Origin of the sequence: Streptomyces mesophilus (assembly GCF_011044995.1) — a bacterium.
Classification (GTDB): Bacteria; Actinomycetota; Actinomycetes; order Streptomycetales; family Streptomycetaceae; genus Streptomyces; species Streptomyces mesophilus.
Window position 1 is genome coordinate 33,454 of sequence record NZ_JAAKZW010000024.1, and the last position, 19,540, is coordinate 52,993.

Sequence of the window (19,540 nt, forward strand, 5' to 3'; positions counted from 1 at the left end):
ATGGGGCCTACGGCGGAAACGTCACCTCGATGGCCTCGTAGAACTTTGGCCAAGTTTCCTGGAATACGGCGTCCAGCTCGACGAGTGCCGCATCCGCTTGCTTATTGGCATCTCCGTAACCGGTACGCTCCATCGCGCTGGCGACAGCGATCCTGCTGAACTTGTACGCATCGTTGACGCCACGCTCGACGACCTGCTGGGTCTCCTTCACCGCGTGGTCCTCAAGATGCTGACGCGTCTTCAGCTGGGATGCCGTGTACGTCTGGGCCAGGTAGCGAAGCGTCAAGTCTGCCGCGGACTCTGCCTGCGGCGCCATCGTGTGGTCCCTGAAGGCCGCGCCGCTCAGCACCTCGTGGACGTCCCCCAGGAACACCCGCCAGTGCGAGGTCCTCGGGTTGACCGAGACATACGTGGCGAGCGGGCCCAGGAGCAGTTTGATGCGCCGCTTGACCAGAATGATGTCCTTCGTCGCGGGGTTGGTGGAAATGTCGATAAAGTCGGCACGGGCGACCTTGGAGTGCACTCCTTGGTGTTTGCGGTGTGCCTCCTGGCTGAGCATGATGGCGCTCAGCTTCTCGCCGTTCGGGAACATTTTGGCCATGGCTTCTTTGCGGCTGGTGAGTGCGGCTGCGACCGCCTCGGCGTCCGGGTCGCCCTTCCAGCCGCTCCGCAGCCCCGCGGCGATATCACTCCACAGGTCGCCGATCGCCGTGCCCAGCGCATTCGCCGGAACGTGGTGTGACTCCTCGCCCGCGACCGGCTGGGCCCGCGTCAACTTGTGCGGGCCGGCAAAGGGGCCACTGGCGGGGATCACTTTGCTGTTCTTGGCGTTCGCGTTGTTCGGGGCGATCGTCACCGTGAAGTCGAGCTTCTGGTCCTGCGCGTCGGCGGCCGGGTCCTCGAAGGCGACCGACATCTTCACGTGTTCGGCTGCGAGGGACTCATTGCGTGCCACCACGATCGTCGCCGCCTGCTGCTCCGTCTTGGCACGGATCGCCTTGTAGTCGAGACCCTCATCCTCCGGCGAGGGCTTGGCCAACTCATCGGCGACTTCCCGCACCGCCTTCTCGTGGGGCGTGCCGGGCTGCTCCTTCTCCTTCTTCTTGCCGATGCCCAGGGCCGCGAGCAGGGCCCTGCCCTTGTCCACGAGCCAGGTGAGGGCGCGCTCGATCAGACCGAGCACCCACTCGCGCATGCTCTTGACCTTGTCGGCGACGATCGCGGGGAGGTCACCGAGTCCGAGGTAGTCGGTGAGGAACGAGACGACCGGCGCGACCAGCGTGGCCAGGCTCTTCTCGACCGCCTGCGCGAATCCGGCCGTATTGCCGGCCAGGATGTCGGTGATGCCGTTCACCACGGTCTCCACGAACGAGAAGAGCCGCGCCGCGTTCTGGAAGATCCACTTCAGTACGCGGTAGATCGCCTCGAGCGCCTGCAGGATCGCGCCGGCGGGGTTGAAGAGGGCGAGGATGCGTACGGTCGCCTGCTTGATGATTGCGGAGGTCAGGAAGTCGACCGCGAGCTGCACCACTTGGTCGACGAGCGACTGGGGGTCCAGCTTCTCCTTGATCATCTCGTAGATGCCCTCGGGTCCCTTCTCGATGAGCAGCGAGACCATCGAGTAGACCTTCTCGGCCAGCGCCACGTTCTTGGCGCCGACCAGCTTGGCGAGGATCTTGCGGATGTTGGGCCAGGTGATGCCCATCAACTGCAGGAAGAACGTGACGATACCGCGCAACGAAAGGTCCTTGGGGATCTGCACGTCCTTGACGCCACCGAGCAGCCAGCTGAGGAAACCCTTGATCATGTGGGTGCCGAAGTTCTGGAAGAACAGCCCGAAACCGTCCCCGAGCCCCCGCAGGAGGCGGGTGGCGAATGCCAGGGGATCGTCGGCGATCTTGCGGACCGCGCTCTTGATCCTCGCGACCACGGCCCAGAACGACGCCGGCGGAATACCGAGGACGTCGAGGAGACCCTCGATGAGGAACTTGACCGGGTCATCGGTGAACCGGGCGACCGCCCCGACGATCCGGCCGAGCAACCCACCGGCCCTCGTGCGCAGTTCGGAGATCTCCGCACGTACCTCGTCCACCGCCGCGCTGGAACTGCGCACCAGATCCTTGGTGAAGTCGTCCCGGACTGCGGTCACTTCATGGTGCAGCTGGTCGAGCCGGACGTCGAACTGCGCCCGCTCGTGTTCCGCCTTGGCCCGTACCGTCTCGGGCAGTGCGGCGTAGACCCCGTCGATCCGTGCGCGCGCGCCCTCGATGATCAGGTCGCATGCCGCGATGACCGCGTTCACCATCGTGGAGATGCCGCACAGCTTGCTGATCACGCCTTCGGCGAAGGCGTGCTCGGCCTCCGCGTACGCATCCTCTGCCCACTTGGGCAGGCCGGTCACCGCGTCCCACACACCGACGAAGAAGCCGCCCACGCCGGAGTGGCGTGCGTCGACCCGGTCCTGGACCGGCTTCAGCTGCGCCCGGAAGAGTCCGGCGAGCACGTCCTTCGCACTGTCCCATTCCGCCATGGCCGTCGCAGGGAGGTCCTTGAGCTGGGCGTTCACCAGAGCCCTCGCGTCAGCGAAGATCTGCTGCGCCTCGGCGGCAGCCGCGCCCCGCATCATCTCCTCGGACCCGACCAGGCCGGCCTGGCGCACAGTGAAACCCTGCGAGGTCCGCTCCCGTGACGTCTCAAGTGCCGCCAACGTGCGGGCTTGGAGTGCTGCCATGTCGCCTTCGGCCCGGGCGAGCGCCTGCTTCTGCCCGGCCAGGACTTTGACCGGGTCCTCTGCGGCCACCTGGTCGAGCTCGCCCTGAGCGGTCCGCGCCTCGGCCACCGGCCCGGTGCGCACCAGCTCGGCCACAGGCGTGCTCATCCCGGCGTCTTGGACCTTCTTCCGCGAATCCGCGGCATCCTCGTCGAGCGAGACGGCGTCGGCCGGGACCGCGTCGGGCACGGCCGCCTGCGCGTCGATGGGCACGGTCGCCACAGCCTCGGGTTGGGGCGCGAGCTCCCGCCCCTTCGCCGGCGCTTCGGCTTCCGGTGACTCGTTCATCGGACCGTAGTGGCCCCGCACCGTGTCGATCTCGTCGCCGATCGACGCGTTGAGCTGGTCACCCGCGTTGGCCGCCGCTTCCTCCGGCTCCGCTGTCATCAAAGCGTCCTCGTCGGGAGGGCGCTTGTCGCGGATGACCTGCCGGATGCGCTGGGCCAGTGCCACGATCTCCGCGCTCGGCGCGGCGTGCACGTGCGCGATCAGCGTGCGCTCGGCGCGGACCCTGCCTTCCGCGGCCGGCTCGGTCACGGCTTCCCGGGCGTCGCCTACCTGGCTGGTTCCTCCAGGGAGTCGGCGGTGCGCGGTGGCCGCCGCCCCCGCCCGGGCCTGTACGCCGCGGATGCGACGGGCCGTCGAGGATGACAGGCCGGTTGGCGTTTCGGGCAGACGTGGGGTCAGGGGGCTGTCCTGGGCGCGGGCCGCCGGAAGTTCGAGTGCCATGCCTCCGGCCGCAGCGGCCGCTTGTATCGGCTCGGGCGGCTTTCCCGCACCGCGGGCATCGTCCACGTCCGGAGCCGCCGCTTTGCCTTCGGGCACCTTGCCTCTCGGCTCCGCCGCACGCAGGCCGACCCTCTCGGTTGCGACGGCGGCCTGCGGGCCTGCCACGGAGGCCTGAAGTGTTGTGTCCGGAGCGGATGTTGACGGTGACTCGATATGTGCCGGCAGGCGTGGGACCGCGCGGGGTGGTGGCGCTTCGGGGGAGAGGGTGGTGGACCGGTCCGGCTTGGCCGCAGGGGTGGGGCTGGCGGGCGAAGCCTGCGTCAGGCGACGAGCGGCGGCCTGCATGCTGGCGCCCGGTCCCATGGCCGGTCGCACCGGGCGCCCGGTCGTACGAGTCGTACCCAAGGCCCCAGCGGCACCTGACCTCCCAGAGGCAGCCGTACGAAGATCCGTCCGGTGCTCGCCGAAATCCTTGCGGACGGTGGGCCGGACTCGGTCGCGGGCCTTCTCGGTACCCACCGCACCCCCTTCGGCTGCCTGCCGGGCCCACCCATACTTCCTGGGCCACGTCACGCCACCGTCGCCAGCGGGAGCGAGCCCACCGCTCGGTGTGATTCGCGCTGGACGAGCGCCCCGCAATGAGATCGGCGACTGTTCCCCGGTCCACTTCGAGGGTGTAGGCGCACAGCCGTGGTCACGCAGGAACCCCTGGTCAACGCAAGAGCGCTGACTTGGCTCCTCGCGCGCGCACCGAACACATGCTCGTCAGGGACAACGAAGGCCTGCGCGCGGGACCCCGCACGAGCCCGACAGTCTCGCGGCGGACAGGGCCTGCAGCCGCGTCCAGCGCGAGCCTCAGGGCGCGAGGCGTTGCATCACATCGCAGCTGAGGGTGAGTGTTTCGGCCAACTGCTGTGTGCTGGTGCCGGGCACGGCGCTCATGCTCAGCCGTACCGGCCACGCCTTCTCCAGCCAGTACTTCGCCACGGCCTTACCGTCCGCCCCGTAGGCCGTGAGCGTGCAGCCTTTGCGACCGACAGGGCTGCCGCTGATCGCCGCCTGGTGCCAAGACCACAACTCGAGCGATGCGCTCCACCCGCGCAGCAGTACCACCCGTGGCCGCGGAGAGCCGACCACCGGCTTTCCCGTGGCGTCGAGAACGGCCTCGGCCGAACTCAGCTCGCTCAGCTGCCCGAACGACGCGACCTCCACGCCGTCGATGGTGAGCGTGAACCGGCTCGCGGTCAGTGCTCCGTCGAAAGCCCCCATGCCGCCCCCTCCCACAGGCCGCCGGCCAGAAACCGGCAGCTCGCCCAGGAGGCTAGAACCGCCTGCGACGACTGTCGAGTGCCCAAGGAAGCAGAGAAGAACGAATCACGGGGTTCCGCTGCTGTCACACCGATGGCGGCGGGCCTTGTGCGCGGCCGCTTACATTTTATGTGAGCGCTGTTATATTAGCGCTATGACATCTCCTGATCCCACGGTGCTTCCCGATCCCTGGCACTCCCTGCACGAGCTGCTGGCAGCTATGGACGCCGAGATCGAGCAGGTCTACCTCCAGCGTGGAATCGAGGGCGTACGTCCTCGATTCGCCTCTCCGCTGATCCGGCTCGCCCACACCGGACCCCTGACAATCCGCGAGCTGGCGCAGTCCCTGGGCCGCACGCACTCCGCGATGAGCCAGACCATCACCGCCATGCGCAAGGAGGATCTCGTCACCTCCGAGCCGGGGCCCGACGCCCGGACCCGGCGCATCGACCTGTCCGAGCGCGGCCGCTCGCTGGTGCCGTTCCTGGAAGCCGAGTGGCGCGCCACCCACGAGACGGTCGCCGAACTGGACAGCGAGATCCCGTACGCCATGACCGCCGTCGTCGAAGAGGTGCGGCGGGCGCTGGAACGCCGGTCGATGCGGCAGCGGATCCTTCACCACCTTGTCGAGCCGCCGCGATGAGCGGGCGGATCCGGTTCCTCGACACCCGTCCCTTGCGGAGCAGCCGACCGTTTCGCGACCTCTGGATCGGCTCTTCCGCCTCCCAACTCGGCGGACAGATAGCCACCGTGGCGGTGCTGGCCCAGGTCTGGGACCTGACCGGCAGCCCGGTCGGTACCGGCGCGATCGGTCTCGCCACCGGCCTGCCCATGGTGCTGTTCGGGCTGCTCGGCGGCACGCTGGCCGACACCTTCGACCGCCGTGCGGTGGTACGGGCCACCACAGTGGGCCAACTGGTGGCCGCCGCAGGGCTATGTGCCCAGGCCATGGCGGACAACCGCAGTGTGCTCCTGCTGTTCACCCTGGTAGCCGCGGGAACAAGCTGCAGCGCGCTCGGCGCTCCTGCCCGGCGCACCCTTCCCGTCCGGTTGTTGCCGAGCGATCAAGTCGCGGCGGGTCTCGCGCTGATGAACGTCTCCTTCCAGGCAGCGATGCTGGCCGGACCCGCGCTTGCCGGCCTGATCATTGCCCGCTGGGACCTCCCCGCCGCATACGCCGCCCAGGCCATCGCCACCGTAATCGCGGCGCTCTCGTTGATTCGCCTGCCTGCCATGCAGCCCGAGGGCGCCGACACGGGCGGCATCAAGCGCCGCCCGGAGCGTGGCGGTTGGCGGATCCTGCGCCGCCCGACGCTGTGGGGCTCGATAGCCACCGACCTGTCCGCAACGCTCCTCGCCATGCCCATCGCACTCTTCCCGCTCATCAACGAGATCCGCTTCGGCGGGAACCCGCAGACCCTCGGCCTCTTCCTCTCGGCCGTCGCGGTCGGGGGAATCACGGCCGGTCTCCTCTCCGGCACGGTCACACGCTGGCGCCGCAACGGCTTGGTCCAGCTGACGGCGGCCGCCGTCTGGGGCCTGGCGCTGGCCTGCTTCGGCTTGGCGGGACCACTGTGGCTCGCGCTCGCCTGCCTGGCCGTCGCGGGCGCCGCCGACACCGTGTCCGTCATCACCCGCGGCGCCCTGATTCAGCTGGAGACCCCGGACTCCTACCGAGGACGGGTCTCCTCGGTGGAACACGTCATCGGCGTCGCAGGCCCCGAACTCGGCAACTTCCGAGGCGGCCTGCTGGCTTCGGCCACCTCCGCGTCCTTCTCGCTCGTCTTCGGCGGACTGTCCGCGGTCCTTGCCATCGCCGCCGTCGCCGTGACCAACGCCCCCTTGCGCGCCTACCGCACACCACCTCCTGCCATGAAGCCGGCCAACCCTCAAGTCGCCGAAGCGGCAGGCGTTGCTCCATGAGAGGCGCTGTGAAGTCGCGTGCTTCCGGCCGCTGACGCTGCAGGGGTGCGCTGCAGGTGCTCGGGGCTCGCTGCTTGGGCCGGCCGATCCGGGGAGGGTCGGAGAAAGAGTCAGGGCAACTATCAGGACAAATATCAGGACAGGCCCAGTTGAGGGGGTTCGCGCCACATACCTTGACATGCGTATGTCATGAAGGCTGAGGAGGCGGCATTGGAGCTGATCCACGACAGCCGGGGGATCCCCTTACCCGAGCAAGCCGACTGGTGGCGGGCGGCCACGTTGGCTTCCCCGCTGCCGACCCGGGTGCATCCGGAGCGGGCCGAGTCCTTTTCCGTACGGGTCGCGGCCCTGACGCTGGGGGACACGTTGATGAACGCCGTCTCCCGTGGGAGCGAGTCGGCGTCGCGAACCGCGGCGCTGATCAGGCGTTCCGACCCGGAGACATTCCAGCTGGAGTTGGTCACCTCCGGACGCAAGTTCCTTGCCCAGGCACAGCGGAGCAGCGAGGTCACGCCAGGTCAACTTGTCCTGTACGACAGCTCGCAGCCCTTGGAGTCCCGCTCGGCGCCGCCCGGGTCGGGCAGCGGGCCCACCACCTCGCTCATCGTGCATGTGCCCAGACGGCTGCTGCCGGTTCCCGCGCGCCACGCTGCCACGCTGATCGCCGCGCCGATCCAGGCCACACAGGGCCCCGGACTGCTGCTGGCGCAGTTCTTGCGCGGTCTTGCCGCGGGAGGCGGCGGATCCACAAGCGGCTACGGCCGTGCGCGGCTGGGCACCGTCATGATCGATCTGATGGGTGCGGTGCTGGCCCACCGCTTGGAGCGGGACGCACTGCAAGGGGACGCGGGCGAACGAGTGCTGTCGTTGCGGATCCACTCCTACATCCGGCACCACCTGACCCACCCCGAACTCACGCCCGCCTCCATCGCCGCCGCCCACCAGATCTCGGTCCGCTCCCTGCAGCGCCTCTTCCGCGCCGAGGGGACCACCACCACCGAACTGGTGCGGCTGCTGCGGCTGGGACGGGCCGCGCAGGCGCTGACCGATCCGCGGCAGATCACCGTGCCCGTGCACGCGGTGGGGGCACGGTGGGGCTTCCCGCGCGCGGCCGACTTCTCCCGTGCCTTCCGCTCGGTGTACGGGATGCCACCGGGGGAGTACCGGCTCCGGGCACAGGCTGGCGCGCCATCCCAAGAGCCGGTCGCCGAGCGCTAACGTCCGGCCCGGAGTGGGCCGTTAGGTTCCCTGCTGACCACAGAGTTCGGTTGCAATTAAGGGGAATCAGCAGTGCGTATACGTTCACGAGTTGCCCCGTTCGCCCTGGCCGCCGTCGTGCTCGGCAGCGGCTTGGGCCTGGCGGGCACCGCCTCTGCGAGCAGCGCGTCCGCACCCGCCGGCGCCGCGCCCGCCGCAGCCCTGAGCTGCTACGGCAGTGCGAGGAGCTACACCACCGACAGCATCGGCTTCTGGCCGACGGGCAGCGGCTTCGCCTACACCACCAGCAACTGCGCGGACATCAACGTCAAGCCGACCACCACCCGCCGGGTCAGGGTCTGCTGGAAGACGACCGGCAACTGCAACAGCTACCGCAACGCCCCGGCCGGCCAGTGGACCGTGGCCGCGTCGAACGTCATCGACGGCAGCGGATACTGGCTCGACTTCGAGGGCTCCGGCATCAGCCGTGGGCAGGTTGCCGCCTGACCTGAAGCTGCGGCGGCCGGCGATGCGCGCTCTGTGCGTCGCCGGTCCGCCGGGGGATCAGGTACGGAAGAGGCGCCAGGGCGTGGTGTACGTCGGGGGCCTCCCGCCGGGCGAGTTCTCCATACGGTGCTTGATCTGGAGTACGTCTCCCGACAAGTGTTCCGGGGCGCGCTTGTTGAGGGTGAGTTGCCAGAACACGTAGGCCAGGATCTCGATGCGGGTGTCCGGGGGCCATTCGTCCTCGATCATGCCCAGGCCGGAGCCGCGGGACTGCCACAGGCGGATGCCAAGGTACTCCGTGTCCTCGCTGGGCATGGAGCACAGGACCAAGGTCATCGGGCGGCCGTAGGTCTTGATCAGGCGCTCGAGGTTCCAGCGGATGTCACCGTCGCGAGCGTTGATGTGCGATTCGTACGCCTGCAGGGTGGTGTCCGCCAGGGCTGCCAGGGCGGGCACCTTGGCGGCGAGTTCCGCCGCGGTTGCCAGGGCGGTGGTGAAGGGGGCGGCCAGAGCGCGGTGTTGCTCCTGCAGTGAGGGGTTCGTGCGCTGGTCGTGGCCGGCACGGTCCAGCTGCTCCTGCAGGGCGCGGTCGGAATCCGCGGCTGCCCGGGTCCCGTCCGGCACGGTACGGCGCAGCGCGTCACGAGCGGTGAAATCGGGTGCGAGCAGCGCTTGGGCCGCGTCGGGCATCCGCATGCGGGGGAGCGTCGCCTCGATTTGGTCGATACGGGCGAGGGCCGCCTTGGTGGCGACCGTCGCGGCATCCACTTGAACGATCTTGGCGGTGCGCAGGTCGTCCAGGATCGTGGCGCGGCCCGCGAGTTCACCGACAGCGGCATCGCTTGCGGCGGCCAGCGCCAGCAGTTCGCGCCCGGCTGCGGTGGCCGGGCCCAGGCCGTCGAGCACACTTTGCAGGGCCGGGGACGGCTGATCCAGATCGCGTGTGCCCGGGCGCGGATCGTGCGCCAGGAGGAGTGTGAGGGCCTGCTCGGTCAGTGCCGCGCGTCGGTCGTTCAGCGCCCGGTGGAACCCATCGACGTGCGGGCGTGTGACGACGCGCAGCCGGTCCGCCCACCAGGTGCGGCGTTTGTCAGTAGCGACCTCGCCCACCAGCTGGCTCAGCGTCTTGGGATCGTCCCACTTGGCGCGCAGCGCCCGCTCCGTGTCGTCGGCCCATCGCTGGACGGCTCGTTCCGCGGCCATCCGCAACTGCGCTTCGGCTGCCGGTTGTTGTGGCGTCGTCATGATGCCCCCCGAGACCTCTCGCGCGGCTCCGCCCGGAGCCGACTGGGCGCAGTGTTCCACCGGGAAGAAGTGCGAGGGGTAGCGAGAACCAGCCATGTCCTGGCAGGTCGCGGAGGGACTGACCAGGGCGGATGGTGCTGGTGCTGCGCCTACGGGCATTTTCGCGTCAGCGTGCCGGGTGGGTCTGATGAGCGCGCTCAGCGGTACGTATGGGAGACGGGCGCTGCGAACGACAAGCCGCACCGCTGGTGTTGGAGGTGGTGCAGTGGCGTGTGGGACCCACGTGACACGATGTGGTGTGTGACGAATGACCTTCCGCAAGACATAGAGGCACGCGGGGAGGCGCTTGTCGCCGCCGCCGCATCGGGTGACCGGAAAATGGTGCGGCGGCACAGCGACTTCTTCGTGTGGGGCCGGCTGGTTGACGAGGGCATTCCGTACTGGCAGCGGGCGGTGGCAGCGGGTGATCCGTTCGCGCACTTCACGTTGGCCCGGTACCGGAAGATCCGGGGAGACCGAGCGGCGGCGGAAACGCTCTACCGGGCCGCGGCGGACCGTGATGTGGATTGTGCGTACGGTCTCGGGGTGCTTCTGGGGGAGCGCGGCGATCCGGAGGCCGCCGTGTGGTTCCGTCGTGGCTGGGAGGAAGGCCGGCACCTGGATTGCAAGATCGAGCTGGGCAAACTGCTGGCCGCCGAGGGCCAACCCGGTGAAGCCGCACGGTTGTTGATGAGCGAGGTGGAGATCGGCGACATCGCCGTGTTCCGCTGGGCGAAGCTGTTCGAGTCGTTCCGCGAGACGTTCGACGAGGTCGCCGCCGGCCTTGACGCGGCGGAGGCCGCCGGGGATGGGGACAGCGCCGCGGCAGCGGTGCGCGCGCTGATCGACTTGGACCGCCACTTCGCGGACTATCCCGGTCTGAAGACCGAAGCAGCGGGCCTGTACGGCAGGGCTTCGGCGCTCAGCGCGCCGGCCCGCGTGGACCATTCCCTGTTCCTGGTCGAGAGCGGCGGCGAGGCGTCCTGGCCCGAGGCGGTCGCCCTGTTGGTCAGCGCGCATGAGGAGGGTGTCGCAGAGGCCGGCTACGTGCTCGGAGCTGTGCACGGGGAGCGTGGTGACCTTGCTGAGGCCGAGCGCTGGTACGGCACCGTCGCCGGCGCGGGGGACCAGGACGCGCAGTGGAATCTCGCCGTACTTCTCAAGCGGCAGCGGCGCTACGACGAGGCCGAGGTGTGGCTGAACCGGCTGGGACCGGATGTGGAGAAGGCTGTCTCGATGCTGTCCGCGATCACCGCGCTGCGCGAGGCGGGCCAGGTCGATCCCGGTGAGGACTTGGACCGGTTGCCCGGGCTGCGCGAGCGTGCGCAGGCGGGCGATGCGGCGGCCGCGTACACCTACGGGAAGATCCTGCGTGACGGGGCGAAGACCGCCTACCGGTACTTGTTGCGCTGGATCGAGCCTGCCGCGCAGGCAGGTGATCCGGACGCCGCCTGTGATCTCGCGGACCTGTACCGCGCGCTGGGCCGGCCGGTACTGCGCGATGAGTGGTACCGCAAGGCCGCCGAGGCAGGGCATCACGGCGCGTGCCGGTATATGGGTCACCTCTTGGAGCACCACCGCGACTATCAGGAGGCCGAGCGCTGGTTTGTCCGGGCGGCCGGCGACGGCTCGAGCCTGCACGTCATGCTCGCGGGCAAGCTGAAGGTTCAGCGCGGTGCGTACGCCGAGGCGGAGCCCTTGTTGCGCAGCGTCTGGGAAGACGCCGACGAGGACACACCGCAGTGGGTGGAGGCGGCCGGCTACTACGGACTGGCCCTCGCGCGCCTGGGCCGCCCCGAAGAGGCGGAGACCCCGTTGCGGGAGGCGGCCGAACGCTGGGGCGCGGAGATCCGTCCCCACTACGATTCGGACGACCTGGAGGCCCTGACCCGGATGGTCGATCCAGCCAAGGAACTCGCCAAGGTGGAGGCTCTGTTGGCACAGCGAGACGACTGACCGCGGAGCGGCGCGCGTGTCGGCACGTTGCCGGCGCGCCGCTGCCGAGAACCCACCGGACAGGACCGCGTCCTCGGCCGCGGCCGTTCGCGTCTCTAGTCGTGGCCGGCTTCTTCGCCCGGGGCGATGAGTCGGACGAAGTTCTCGATCTCGGTGGGGTCCTCGGGCGCTCCTCCGCGTTCCATGACAACGGGCTTCATGAAGCCGCTGGCGAAGACGTGCCAGGCGAGGACGGGTTCGGTGTTGGTGGTGGCCGCGTCCCCGGTGAAGAGCGCGGTCCAGCCTCCGCCGGGCAGAGCGGCGATGACGGGCGCGTCCTCTTCCAGCTGGAGTCCCGCGAAGTTGCTGTCCTTGTTGGCTCGCACGAGCCGGCCCTTCTTGGTGTCGGCTACGAGGGCGTACCCCGCGTCGTCCCACGCCACGATGGGCCGCGTCTCGTAGTGCGTGCGCTGATCGGTCTCGACCTTGTATCGGGCGGTGTAGGCCTCGGTGGCGGGGATCACTGGCGCTCCTTCGTCTGATGCCGGCTGGGGAGCGTACTGGTGGGCCTGTGCTTGCGGCATGGGAACAGTTCCATCGGCCGGATGACGTCGTATTTGCTCGGCGAGCGTGCGTAGATCTTGCAGGTCGAGTGGCTTGTCGGGAACAGCAGGTCCTGCCGGTGCTGTTGCATCAGCCGAGGGGCCGGTGCCGCATGGGCGGGTACACGGAGACCACACGGTCGCCGCCCGCCGGGATCCGGGCCTCGGGAACGCGGTACGCCCACCGCACCCTCTGACCAAGACGTAATAGACGTAATAACTGCTGGAGGACTTGTTCCATGACTGGCCGGCCTTTGACGCTCATGGCAGTGCACGCCCACCCCGACGACGAGGCCACCGGAACCGGAGGGGTTCTCGCGCGGTACGCGGCGGAAGGCATCCGCACGGTTCTCGTCACGTGTACCGACGGGGGTTGCGGTGACGGACCAGGAGGGATCAAGCCGGGGGATCCCGGCCACGATCCGGCGGCCGTCGCCGCGATGCGTCGTAAAGAACTCGAGGCAAGCTGCGAGGTCCTGAAGGTCAGCGATCTCGAGATGCTCGACTATGCGGACTCCGGGATGGTGGGCTGGCCGAGCAACGACGCCCCCGGATCCTTCTGGCAGACCCCCGTGGAGGTAGGCGCCGCGCGACTCGCGGAACTCATGCGGCACTACCAGCCCGATGTGGTCGTCACCTACGACGAGAACGGCTTCTACGGTCACCCCGACCACATCCAGGCCCACCGGATCACGATGGCGGCGCTGGAGATGACCGAGCTGACACCGAAGGTGTACTGGACGACGATGCCCCGCTCGGGGATGCAACGGTTCGGCGAGATCATGCGTGAGCTGGACCCGGACATGCCCGCGCCGGATCCGGCCGAGGCCGCCGCGATGGCCGAGATCGGCCTGCCCGACGAGGAGATCACCACGTGGGTGGACACCACCGCCTACAGCGGCCAGAAGTTCGACGCGCTGGCCGCGCACGCCAGTCAGGGCGAGAACATCTTCTTCCTCAAGATGGGCAAGGAGAGGTTCGGCGACTTGATGGGCATGGAGACCTTCGTACGCGTCAAGGACGCCACGGGCGCGAGTGCCCCCGAGGACGATCTCTTCGCTGGGCTGCGCTGATCCGCCCCTCCGTCGGGCCGGCAAGGGCCGAGGCAACGGACCGGCTGCGGCTTCACCAGCCGTCACGCTGGTGGAAGCCTCATCCGGGGGGCCCGCTCTCCGACAGGTAGTCATGAACAGGGGTCATCGGCGCCAGGGTGAGATCGGTGCGCACGTGCATTACCTGCCGGACCTCCAGCACCGGGAGGTCGGCGAAGGGGGCCATGACGTGCGCGAAGAGCTGTAGCCGTCCCGGTCCGGTCCAGGCTTCTTTGACCGTGATGTCCACGATCTCGGTGCGGGCCAAATGGCAGGTCAGCGGCTCGCCGGTGTATCCGCGGACCAGCTTGACGGCGTAGGTGGGGACACCGATCTGTGCGCGGGCGGTGTCGTGGTCCATCGGTTGCCACTTGTAGGCCATGGTCGCCGTGGCGACGCGCTCGCCGCCATGGTCGAGCGTCCCCACCAGGGCGCCCTGGGAGATGGTCAGGCGGGGGCTGCCCATCGTCTTGGGATAGGCGCTCAGCTCACGGCCGGCGACCGTGGCGCCGAAGCTGTCGAGGTGCATGGCGTGCAGGTACTCGCCGTGCTCGTCGTGGTGGCGGACCGGGATGGCCTGCCCGCATTCGGTGTACGGGCCGTAGCCGTCGACGTCGCCCATCTTCATCACCTCGAACCGGACGAGGGGTTCGTCGAACGTGAGCGGTTCGGGGACGACCGCGCGCAGCGCGCCGGGATCGGTGCGGTAGGTGATCGTGAAGTACTCCCGGTCCACGAAGCGCGGTGAGCGGGGGACGATCACGGGTTGGGTGAGCGGTGTGGTGGGGGACTCGAGGACGCGGTGCGCCTCCATGGAGCCACTCCTTTCGGATGCGTGGCGAGTGAGCCGTTGAACCGCCGCCTGCGGCTGGGTGGTCAGGAGCCGGCGGGTCGGTAGTCGTCGTAGAAGCCGCGCCCGCTTTTGACGCCGAGCCGGCCGGCCTCCAGGTAGCTCGTCAGGAGCGTGCGGGGGGTCTCGGGGAGATCAGCGCGTTCCGCGGCGTAGGCCTTCTCGATGTCCAGGACCACGTCGAGACCGACGACGTCCATGAGGCGGAACGGGGCCGCGGCGGAGCCGGAGTTGAGGCGCCAGATGTCGTCGATCTCCTGGGGTGTTGCCACGCCGTCGGCCACGACACACAGGCACTCCCGTTTGATGGCGGCCCAGATGCGGTTGAAGATGAACCCGGTGCTCTCCGCGCGGGCTTCGAAGGGGCGCAGCCCGTACTTCGGCAGCTCGGCGAGGACGAGGTCGATGACGCTCCGGTCCGTCTGGCCCGAGGACATCACCTCGACCGCGTTCATCTCGGGCGGCAGATAGAAGTGCAGGTTGAGCACCTGGGTGGGCCGGGTGACTCCGTCGATGAGCCGGCTGGTGGGATACGAGGACGAGTTGCTGGCCAGTACCGCGTCCGGCGCGGCCAGCCGGTCGAGGTCCGCGAGGACCTCCCGCTTGAGGCCCAGATCCTCCGGGACGGCCTCCACCACCAGCCATGCGTCGGTCACCGCTTGCGCCGCGGTGTCGGTGAACTGGACCGGGCCGGGGGAGCCGTCGTCCAGCCGGTCCACCACCTCGGGCAACCGGGCGGCGACGAACGCCGCGGCCTCCCGGCGGGCCGCCGCGGACGGGTCGTACAGCCGGACGGTGCCGCCGCGCGCGGCGAACATCAAGGCGATGCGGCGGCCGAGGGTACCGGCTCCGACGACCGCGACGGGCCGTCCGGTGGGGTCCGGGGCGTGGCCGGTTTGGGTGGCGGTGGGACTGGTCATCCTCGTGACTCCCGTTCGTGAAGGGGTGGTGGGTGCGCGGAGCTTGGGTGGCTATCGGCTGTAGCGGCCTTCTCTTGCCGGGAAGGTGACGCAGGTGGCGATGTACGAGCCGCGGACGGCGAAGGTGCAGTGGGGTGTGCCGTACCGCGCGAGCCGCTCGCGATGGGGAGCGGCGAGGCGGACACGGAGGGTGCGGTCCGCCGGGTCGGGGATCAGCTCGGCGTCGCGGTGGTCGAGCCAGCTGCCTGCCAGCGGGAACCACGCCTTGTAGAGGCTCTCCTTCGCGCTGAACAGCACGGTCTCCCAAGGAATGCCGTCGTCGGTGTGGGCACGCAGCCAGGCGCGTTCGGCTGGGGTGCAGATGTCGCGTACGACCTCCGCGGGCAGGGGTTCGGCCAGTTCGGCGTCGATTCCGATGCCCGCGAAGCGGCGCCGGCGGGCGACGGCCGCGGCGCAGTAGCCGGCGCGGTGGGTGATGGACCCCACCACTCCGCGCGGCCACAGCGGTTCGCGATGGTCGCCGCGCAGCACCGGCAGGCGGCGGGCGCCGACTACACCCAGGCCGGCCATGGCGCGATGCGCGCAGCCGCGTCCGGCGATGAAGTCCTGGTAGCGGTCCGGGTAGCTCCCGGCGGCTGCGGCCTCCTCGGCGGGGAGCAGCGCGGGATGGCGAGGCATGGGTACGGGTGTCTCGGCCCAGCACACGTCCTGCGGCAGCACGTCCCGCAGTGGGACGGGGGCGAGTACCGGCGGTTCCGGTGTGGGTGGCCAGGTCTTGCCACTCATCGCTGTCCTACCTTTCCGGTCGTGGTTTCGAGCTGGTCACCCGTACCGTCCCGTTGGGGAGGTCGACGACGTCGACGGGGTGGATGTGCGGGCCGCTGCCGCGCACGGTGGCGCCGTTCAGGCCGGCGGTGATTTCGACCTGGGACGGGTGGGTGCCGGTCAGGCGGGCCACGTGGTCGGCCACTGCGATGCGCACCAGCCGTTGTCGGCCGCGGACGCCCTCGGGCAGCCGGTAGATGTGCGCGAGGGTGCCGGGAATCCAGTCGCAGACGCTGACCGTGCGCGCGGAGAGTGTGGTGGCGTCGCCCACGGCATCGGAGATGCCTCGGGCGTGCGGGGCGGGGAGGCGGTCGCGGTAGAAGGTGTTGCGGTGCTCGGGTGGTACGGCCTTGAGGAACGGCCCGACCGGGTAGAGGAGTTCGATCAGCCGCATCGCCAGGAGCATGCGGCCGTCGCAGGACACCTGGATGTCGACGACGGGTCGGCGGCACTCGGTGTCCTCGAAGCCGGCGAACCTGCTCTCCACTTGGAGGAGTCCGGACCTGGGCAGGGGGTCGAAGAAGTCCACGCGGTCGAGGCGGTGTGGGTAGGCGACCATGCCGGGCTCGACGTCGGGGGACCAGCGTCGGTAGTCGGCGTTCGGGATGGTGTGGGTGAGCGCGTCGAGCGGCCCCTGGCCCAGGAGCCCGTGCGGTACGGAACCGGCCGCCGGATCGAGCACCGCCGAGGAGCCGTTGGAGCCGATCCGCAACTCGGTGAGGTAGTGGAAGGCGGGCCCGTGCATGGTCCAGGACGGGGTGTAGATGTCCGTGACGGCTTCCGCGTCGGCCAACGGGGGGAACGGCGAAGGAGGTTGGGGAGGCGTGCCGAGAAGCACGGTCGCGCGGGCATCGTCGGTCGTCGAACGGTTCTGCCGTACACCGGTGTCCGGCAAATCGTCGTGAGCCCGGAGCGTCGCCGTCCACCGGTCGGGGTCCTCGGTCGGGGAAATCCCGGTGTCCAGGATCAAGGGGCCCGGCACGGTCACCCAACTTTTGAGCGACAGATCCCGTACGCCGGTGATTCGGCGTCCGGTACGCCGGGCGACCGCCCCGGCCAGCCGGTCCATGACCGACATCATGGGCAGGCAGGGAACCGTGTGGTTCGGGCGATGGTCGTCGAGCCAGCGGTCGAGTGCCGGGTCGAGCCGGTCGGCGGTGCCGTCATCCGGGCCGGATACGACCCGCATGCCCAGTTCCCTGGCGTGGTAGATCCGCCGTCCGTCCACCCAGAGCCATGCCTCGGCGATGGCGTAGGGGCCGCGTTCGTCCGTGCCCGCCTCGGTGATCTCCATCTCCACGGTGACCAGCGCGTCCGCGGGCACGACCTGGCCGCGGTACTTCCATGTGAACTCACGGCCGGTCAGCAGTGGTTCGAATCGCGGCCGGGGCACGTCGGCGCCGATGTTCTGCTCGATGAGGTGGAACTGCAGCAGTTGGCACATCGCTTCCAGACCGAGCGAGCCGGGCTGTACCGGGTCCTGGAAGAAGTGAGCCCGGAAGAACCACTCGCCGGGATCGACCGTCTTCTCCGCCCGCAGCCGCCCGAGCCCGGCCGCGCCGCTGTCCGGCCAGTAGCCGGTGACCCGGTCGATCATCAGAAGCATCGGGCCGGGCAGTCGCAGCTCGCCCGCGCAGTACCGGGCGGGACCGGCCGTCAGGTCCGCGGTGCGGTCGCAGGGCAGAGCGAGGCGCGAACGCTCCTCGTCGGTCGGCGACAGCCCCACCTGGTCCTGGAACGCCTCGGGCGGGAAGAACCCGAAAACCGTGGTGCAGTTGAACACTTCACGGCCGTCGGCGTGACAGCGTACGGCGAACGACTCGATGATCATGTCGCCCGTCTGGGAGACGTCGAGGAGTTCTACCTCCGTACGCAGCACTTGTGTGCCGGTCGGTACTTCGCCGGTGACCGTGCCGGTGCCGTCCAGGTTGCGGAACAGCAGGTCGCCGACGGGCTCCGGCAGTCGGCGCGTGTACGAGGCCAGCCAGCCGCAGGGCTGCAGGGCGACCTCCAAGAGCACACAGAACGGCATGGTGGGGTTGCCGTTCTCGGCCCGGAACCAGACCTCGTCCGGCACGTCGTACTCGGCCGTGACGCGGCTGCCCGGCCGCATCGCGCCGATCGGACCCTCGACCGTCGTGATGCGGCTCATGAAGTGGTACGGCGGTCCCGGCAGCCGGGGCATGCGCCGTGGCCCGTCGAGCGGGGCGTACGTCGGTCCGAACGCCTCCGTGGGGCGCCCCCAGGCGCAGGCGAGCAGCGAGGCGTACCCGAAGCGGAAGCCGTCCGCCTCGGCCACCGGACCGTTGTCGGCGTGACCGGCCAGGCCGCCCAGGGTGCTCACGGGTACCAGCTCGCCGGTGCGCTGCTGCTCGAGCGGACCGAGTGCGCGCCAGTGGGACAGCGGCCAGTCAGGCACCAGGCGCAGGGAGACCCCCTGCGCGTGGAAGGCTTTGACTCCGTCGACGGTGCACAACAGGTCTGCGGTCAGGGCGGGTTCGGGTCCGCCCGTCACTTCGGTGACGTACACCTCGTACACCAGAAGCCGGCTGTCGGGCGTCGCCTGGCCGCGGCAGCGCATCGGGATGCCCTGGCCCGGCGCCGGCTCGAAACGCCAGCCGTCGCGGTCGGCGGTGTGACCCAGGGCCGCGAGGTGGAACGCCATGGCCTGCAGGCAGCCTTCGAACATCAGCGTCCCCGGCATGCAGGGATCGTTCTTGAAGTGCCCGGAGAAGAACCAGCTGTCGGGCCTGAGCGGCAGCTCCGCGCGCAGATAGCCGCGCCCGTGCGGGCCGCCCGCGGGGTCGAAATCGGTGACTTCGTGCAGCAGCCGCATGCGGTCGTCTGGGATACGCGGCGGCCGCACCTGGGAGCGGGTCGTCTCCCAGCCGGGTCCGAAGCATTCGGCGGGCCGTCCGGCCGCGAAGGCCCGCACCAGATCGGGGCCGAAGGCTTCCCGTGAGCAGCGCAGGGGCGGCTCCTCGGCGGGGCCGGATGGGCGGGGGAGTTCGGCCGGACTCCACAACACGCCTCGACTGTCGGCGAGTTCCGCGTCGGTGAAGAAGCCGGCTTGGCCGTCCCGCATGGAAAGGCGCAGTGCGCCCGACGCGTCCCGGCAGGTGTAGTGGAAGAAGAACAGCCGGATGCCGTCCTGTTCGGCGTGCCCGTCGATGGTGATCTCGTAGTGGAGGGTCTCGCCGGGAGCGGGTGGGCTCCCGTGGTACGTGACCTCGCAGCCCAGCAGCCGGTAGACACGCTCGCCGCGGTTGATCAGGTCGATACCGAGCCAGCTGATCAGGAGCAGGTCCGCCTGCCCGGACTCGATCATGATCCCGGCGGGCATCCGGCCCGCCGGGTCGAGGTACCAGGCGTCCGGGCGGACGTCGGTCTCGGTGCGGATGGTGCCGGTGCCGAGCGAGCCGGGCTCGGCGTCGATGGCGGTCACGCGGTCGGTGAGCAGCATCGGTGGCTCGGGCATGCGGGTCTGGCGGGCGTAGCCGTCCTGGGGTGCGAAGAGCGGGCCGAAGAGGTCGGAGATGCGGCCTGAGGCGAGCTGTTCGAGCTGGCCCCGGTCGAACAGCGGCTGCGCGGGCTGCGGT

Annotated in this window: 13 protein-coding genes and 1 pseudogene; 6 read left to right on the forward strand and 8 right to left on the reverse strand. The window is 69.5% G+C overall.

Annotated features, from left to right (window positions below):
* Positions 1 to 7: 7 nt before the first annotated feature.
* A complete protein-coding gene (locus G6045_RS09835) occupies positions 8 to 3,664 on the reverse strand; it encodes a phage tail protein (RefSeq protein ID WP_165331480.1) in 3,657 nt (1,218 codons plus the stop codon).
* Between the two features lie 690 nt (positions 3,665 to 4,354).
* Positions 4,355 to 4,768: a phage tail protein gene (locus tag G6045_RS09840; RefSeq protein WP_165331481.1), complete on the reverse strand. Its 414-nt coding sequence runs from the start codon at positions 4,766 to 4,768 to the stop codon at positions 4,355 to 4,357.
* Between the two features lie 193 nt (positions 4,769 to 4,961).
* Here G6045_RS09840 and G6045_RS09845 point away from each other — a divergent pair, with 193 nt between their 5' ends.
* The 4 genes from G6045_RS09845 (at position 4,962) to G6045_RS09860 (ending at position 8,434) form a co-directional block, all read left to right on the forward strand.
* On the forward strand, positions 4,962 to 5,450 hold the full coding sequence (locus G6045_RS09845; protein ID WP_165331482.1) for a MarR family winged helix-turn-helix transcriptional regulator: 489 nt from the start codon (positions 4,962 to 4,964) through the stop codon (positions 5,448 to 5,450).
* On the forward strand, positions 5,447 to 6,730 hold the full coding sequence (locus G6045_RS09850) for an MFS transporter (protein WP_165331483.1): 1,284 nt from the start codon (positions 5,447 to 5,449) through the stop codon (positions 6,728 to 6,730). The genes G6045_RS09845 and G6045_RS09850 overlap by 4 nt, the downstream gene beginning before the upstream one ends.
* Before the next feature lie 189 nt (positions 6,731 to 6,919).
* Positions 6,920 to 7,948 (forward strand): helix-turn-helix domain-containing protein, encoded by a 1,029-nt coding sequence (locus tag G6045_RS09855; RefSeq protein WP_165331484.1) that lies wholly within the window; start codon positions 6,920 to 6,922, stop codon positions 7,946 to 7,948.
* 72 nt (positions 7,949 to 8,020) lie between these two features.
* Positions 8,021 to 8,434 carry a hypothetical protein gene (locus G6045_RS09860; RefSeq protein ID WP_206343529.1) on the forward strand — a complete coding sequence of 138 codons (414 nt, stop codon included), beginning with the start codon at positions 8,021 to 8,023 and terminating at the stop codon, positions 8,432 to 8,434.
* 57 nt (positions 8,435 to 8,491) lie between these two features.
* Here G6045_RS09860 and G6045_RS09865 read toward each other — a convergent pair whose 3' ends face one another.
* Positions 8,492 to 9,679: a hypothetical protein gene (locus tag G6045_RS09865; RefSeq protein ID WP_165331485.1), complete on the reverse strand. Its 1,188-nt coding sequence runs from the start codon at positions 9,677 to 9,679 to the stop codon at positions 8,492 to 8,494.
* Positions 9,680 to 9,979: 300 nt separating this feature from the next.
* On the opposite strand from G6045_RS09865, the gene G6045_RS09870 reads away from it, so the two are divergent.
* A complete protein-coding gene (locus G6045_RS09870) occupies positions 9,980 to 11,674 on the forward strand; it encodes an SEL1-like repeat protein (protein ID WP_235967750.1) in 1,695 nt (564 codons plus the stop codon).
* Positions 11,675 to 11,769: 95 nt separating this feature from the next.
* On the opposite strand, the gene G6045_RS09875 is transcribed toward G6045_RS09870, so the two are convergent.
* Complete coding sequence (locus tag G6045_RS09875; protein WP_165331486.1) at positions 11,770 to 12,177, reverse strand: hypothetical protein; 408 nt, start codon at positions 12,175 to 12,177, stop codon at positions 11,770 to 11,772.
* Between the two features lie 317 nt (positions 12,178 to 12,494).
* Here G6045_RS09875 and G6045_RS09880 point away from each other — a divergent pair, with 317 nt between their 5' ends.
* Positions 12,495 to 13,328 (forward strand): PIG-L family deacetylase, encoded by an 834-nt coding sequence (locus G6045_RS09880; RefSeq protein WP_165331487.1) that lies wholly within the window; start codon positions 12,495 to 12,497, stop codon positions 13,326 to 13,328.
* Between the two features lie 79 nt (positions 13,329 to 13,407).
* On the opposite strand, the gene G6045_RS09885 is transcribed toward G6045_RS09880, so the two are convergent.
* The 4 genes and pseudogenes from G6045_RS09885 to G6045_RS09900 all read right to left on the reverse strand — a co-directional run.
* On the reverse strand, positions 13,408 to 14,160 hold the full coding sequence (locus G6045_RS09885) for an acetoacetate decarboxylase (RefSeq protein ID WP_165331488.1): 753 nt from the start codon (positions 14,158 to 14,160) through the stop codon (positions 13,408 to 13,410).
* A 62-nt stretch (positions 14,161 to 14,222) separates the two neighbouring features.
* Complete coding sequence (locus G6045_RS09890) at positions 14,223 to 15,116, reverse strand: 3-hydroxyacyl-CoA dehydrogenase family protein (RefSeq protein ID WP_165331489.1); 894 nt, start codon at positions 15,114 to 15,116, stop codon at positions 14,223 to 14,225.
* A 51-nt stretch (positions 15,117 to 15,167) separates the two neighbouring features.
* The gene (locus tag G6045_RS09895; RefSeq protein WP_165331490.1) at positions 15,168 to 15,902 is read right to left on the reverse strand and encodes a 4'-phosphopantetheinyl transferase family protein; all 735 of its coding nucleotides are present in this window, start codon (positions 15,900 to 15,902) and stop codon (positions 15,168 to 15,170) included.
* Between the two features lie 7 nt (positions 15,903 to 15,909).
* Positions 15,910 to 19,540 (reverse strand): annotated as a pseudogene (locus G6045_RS09900) (polyketide synthase dehydratase domain-containing protein); the annotation flags it as partial.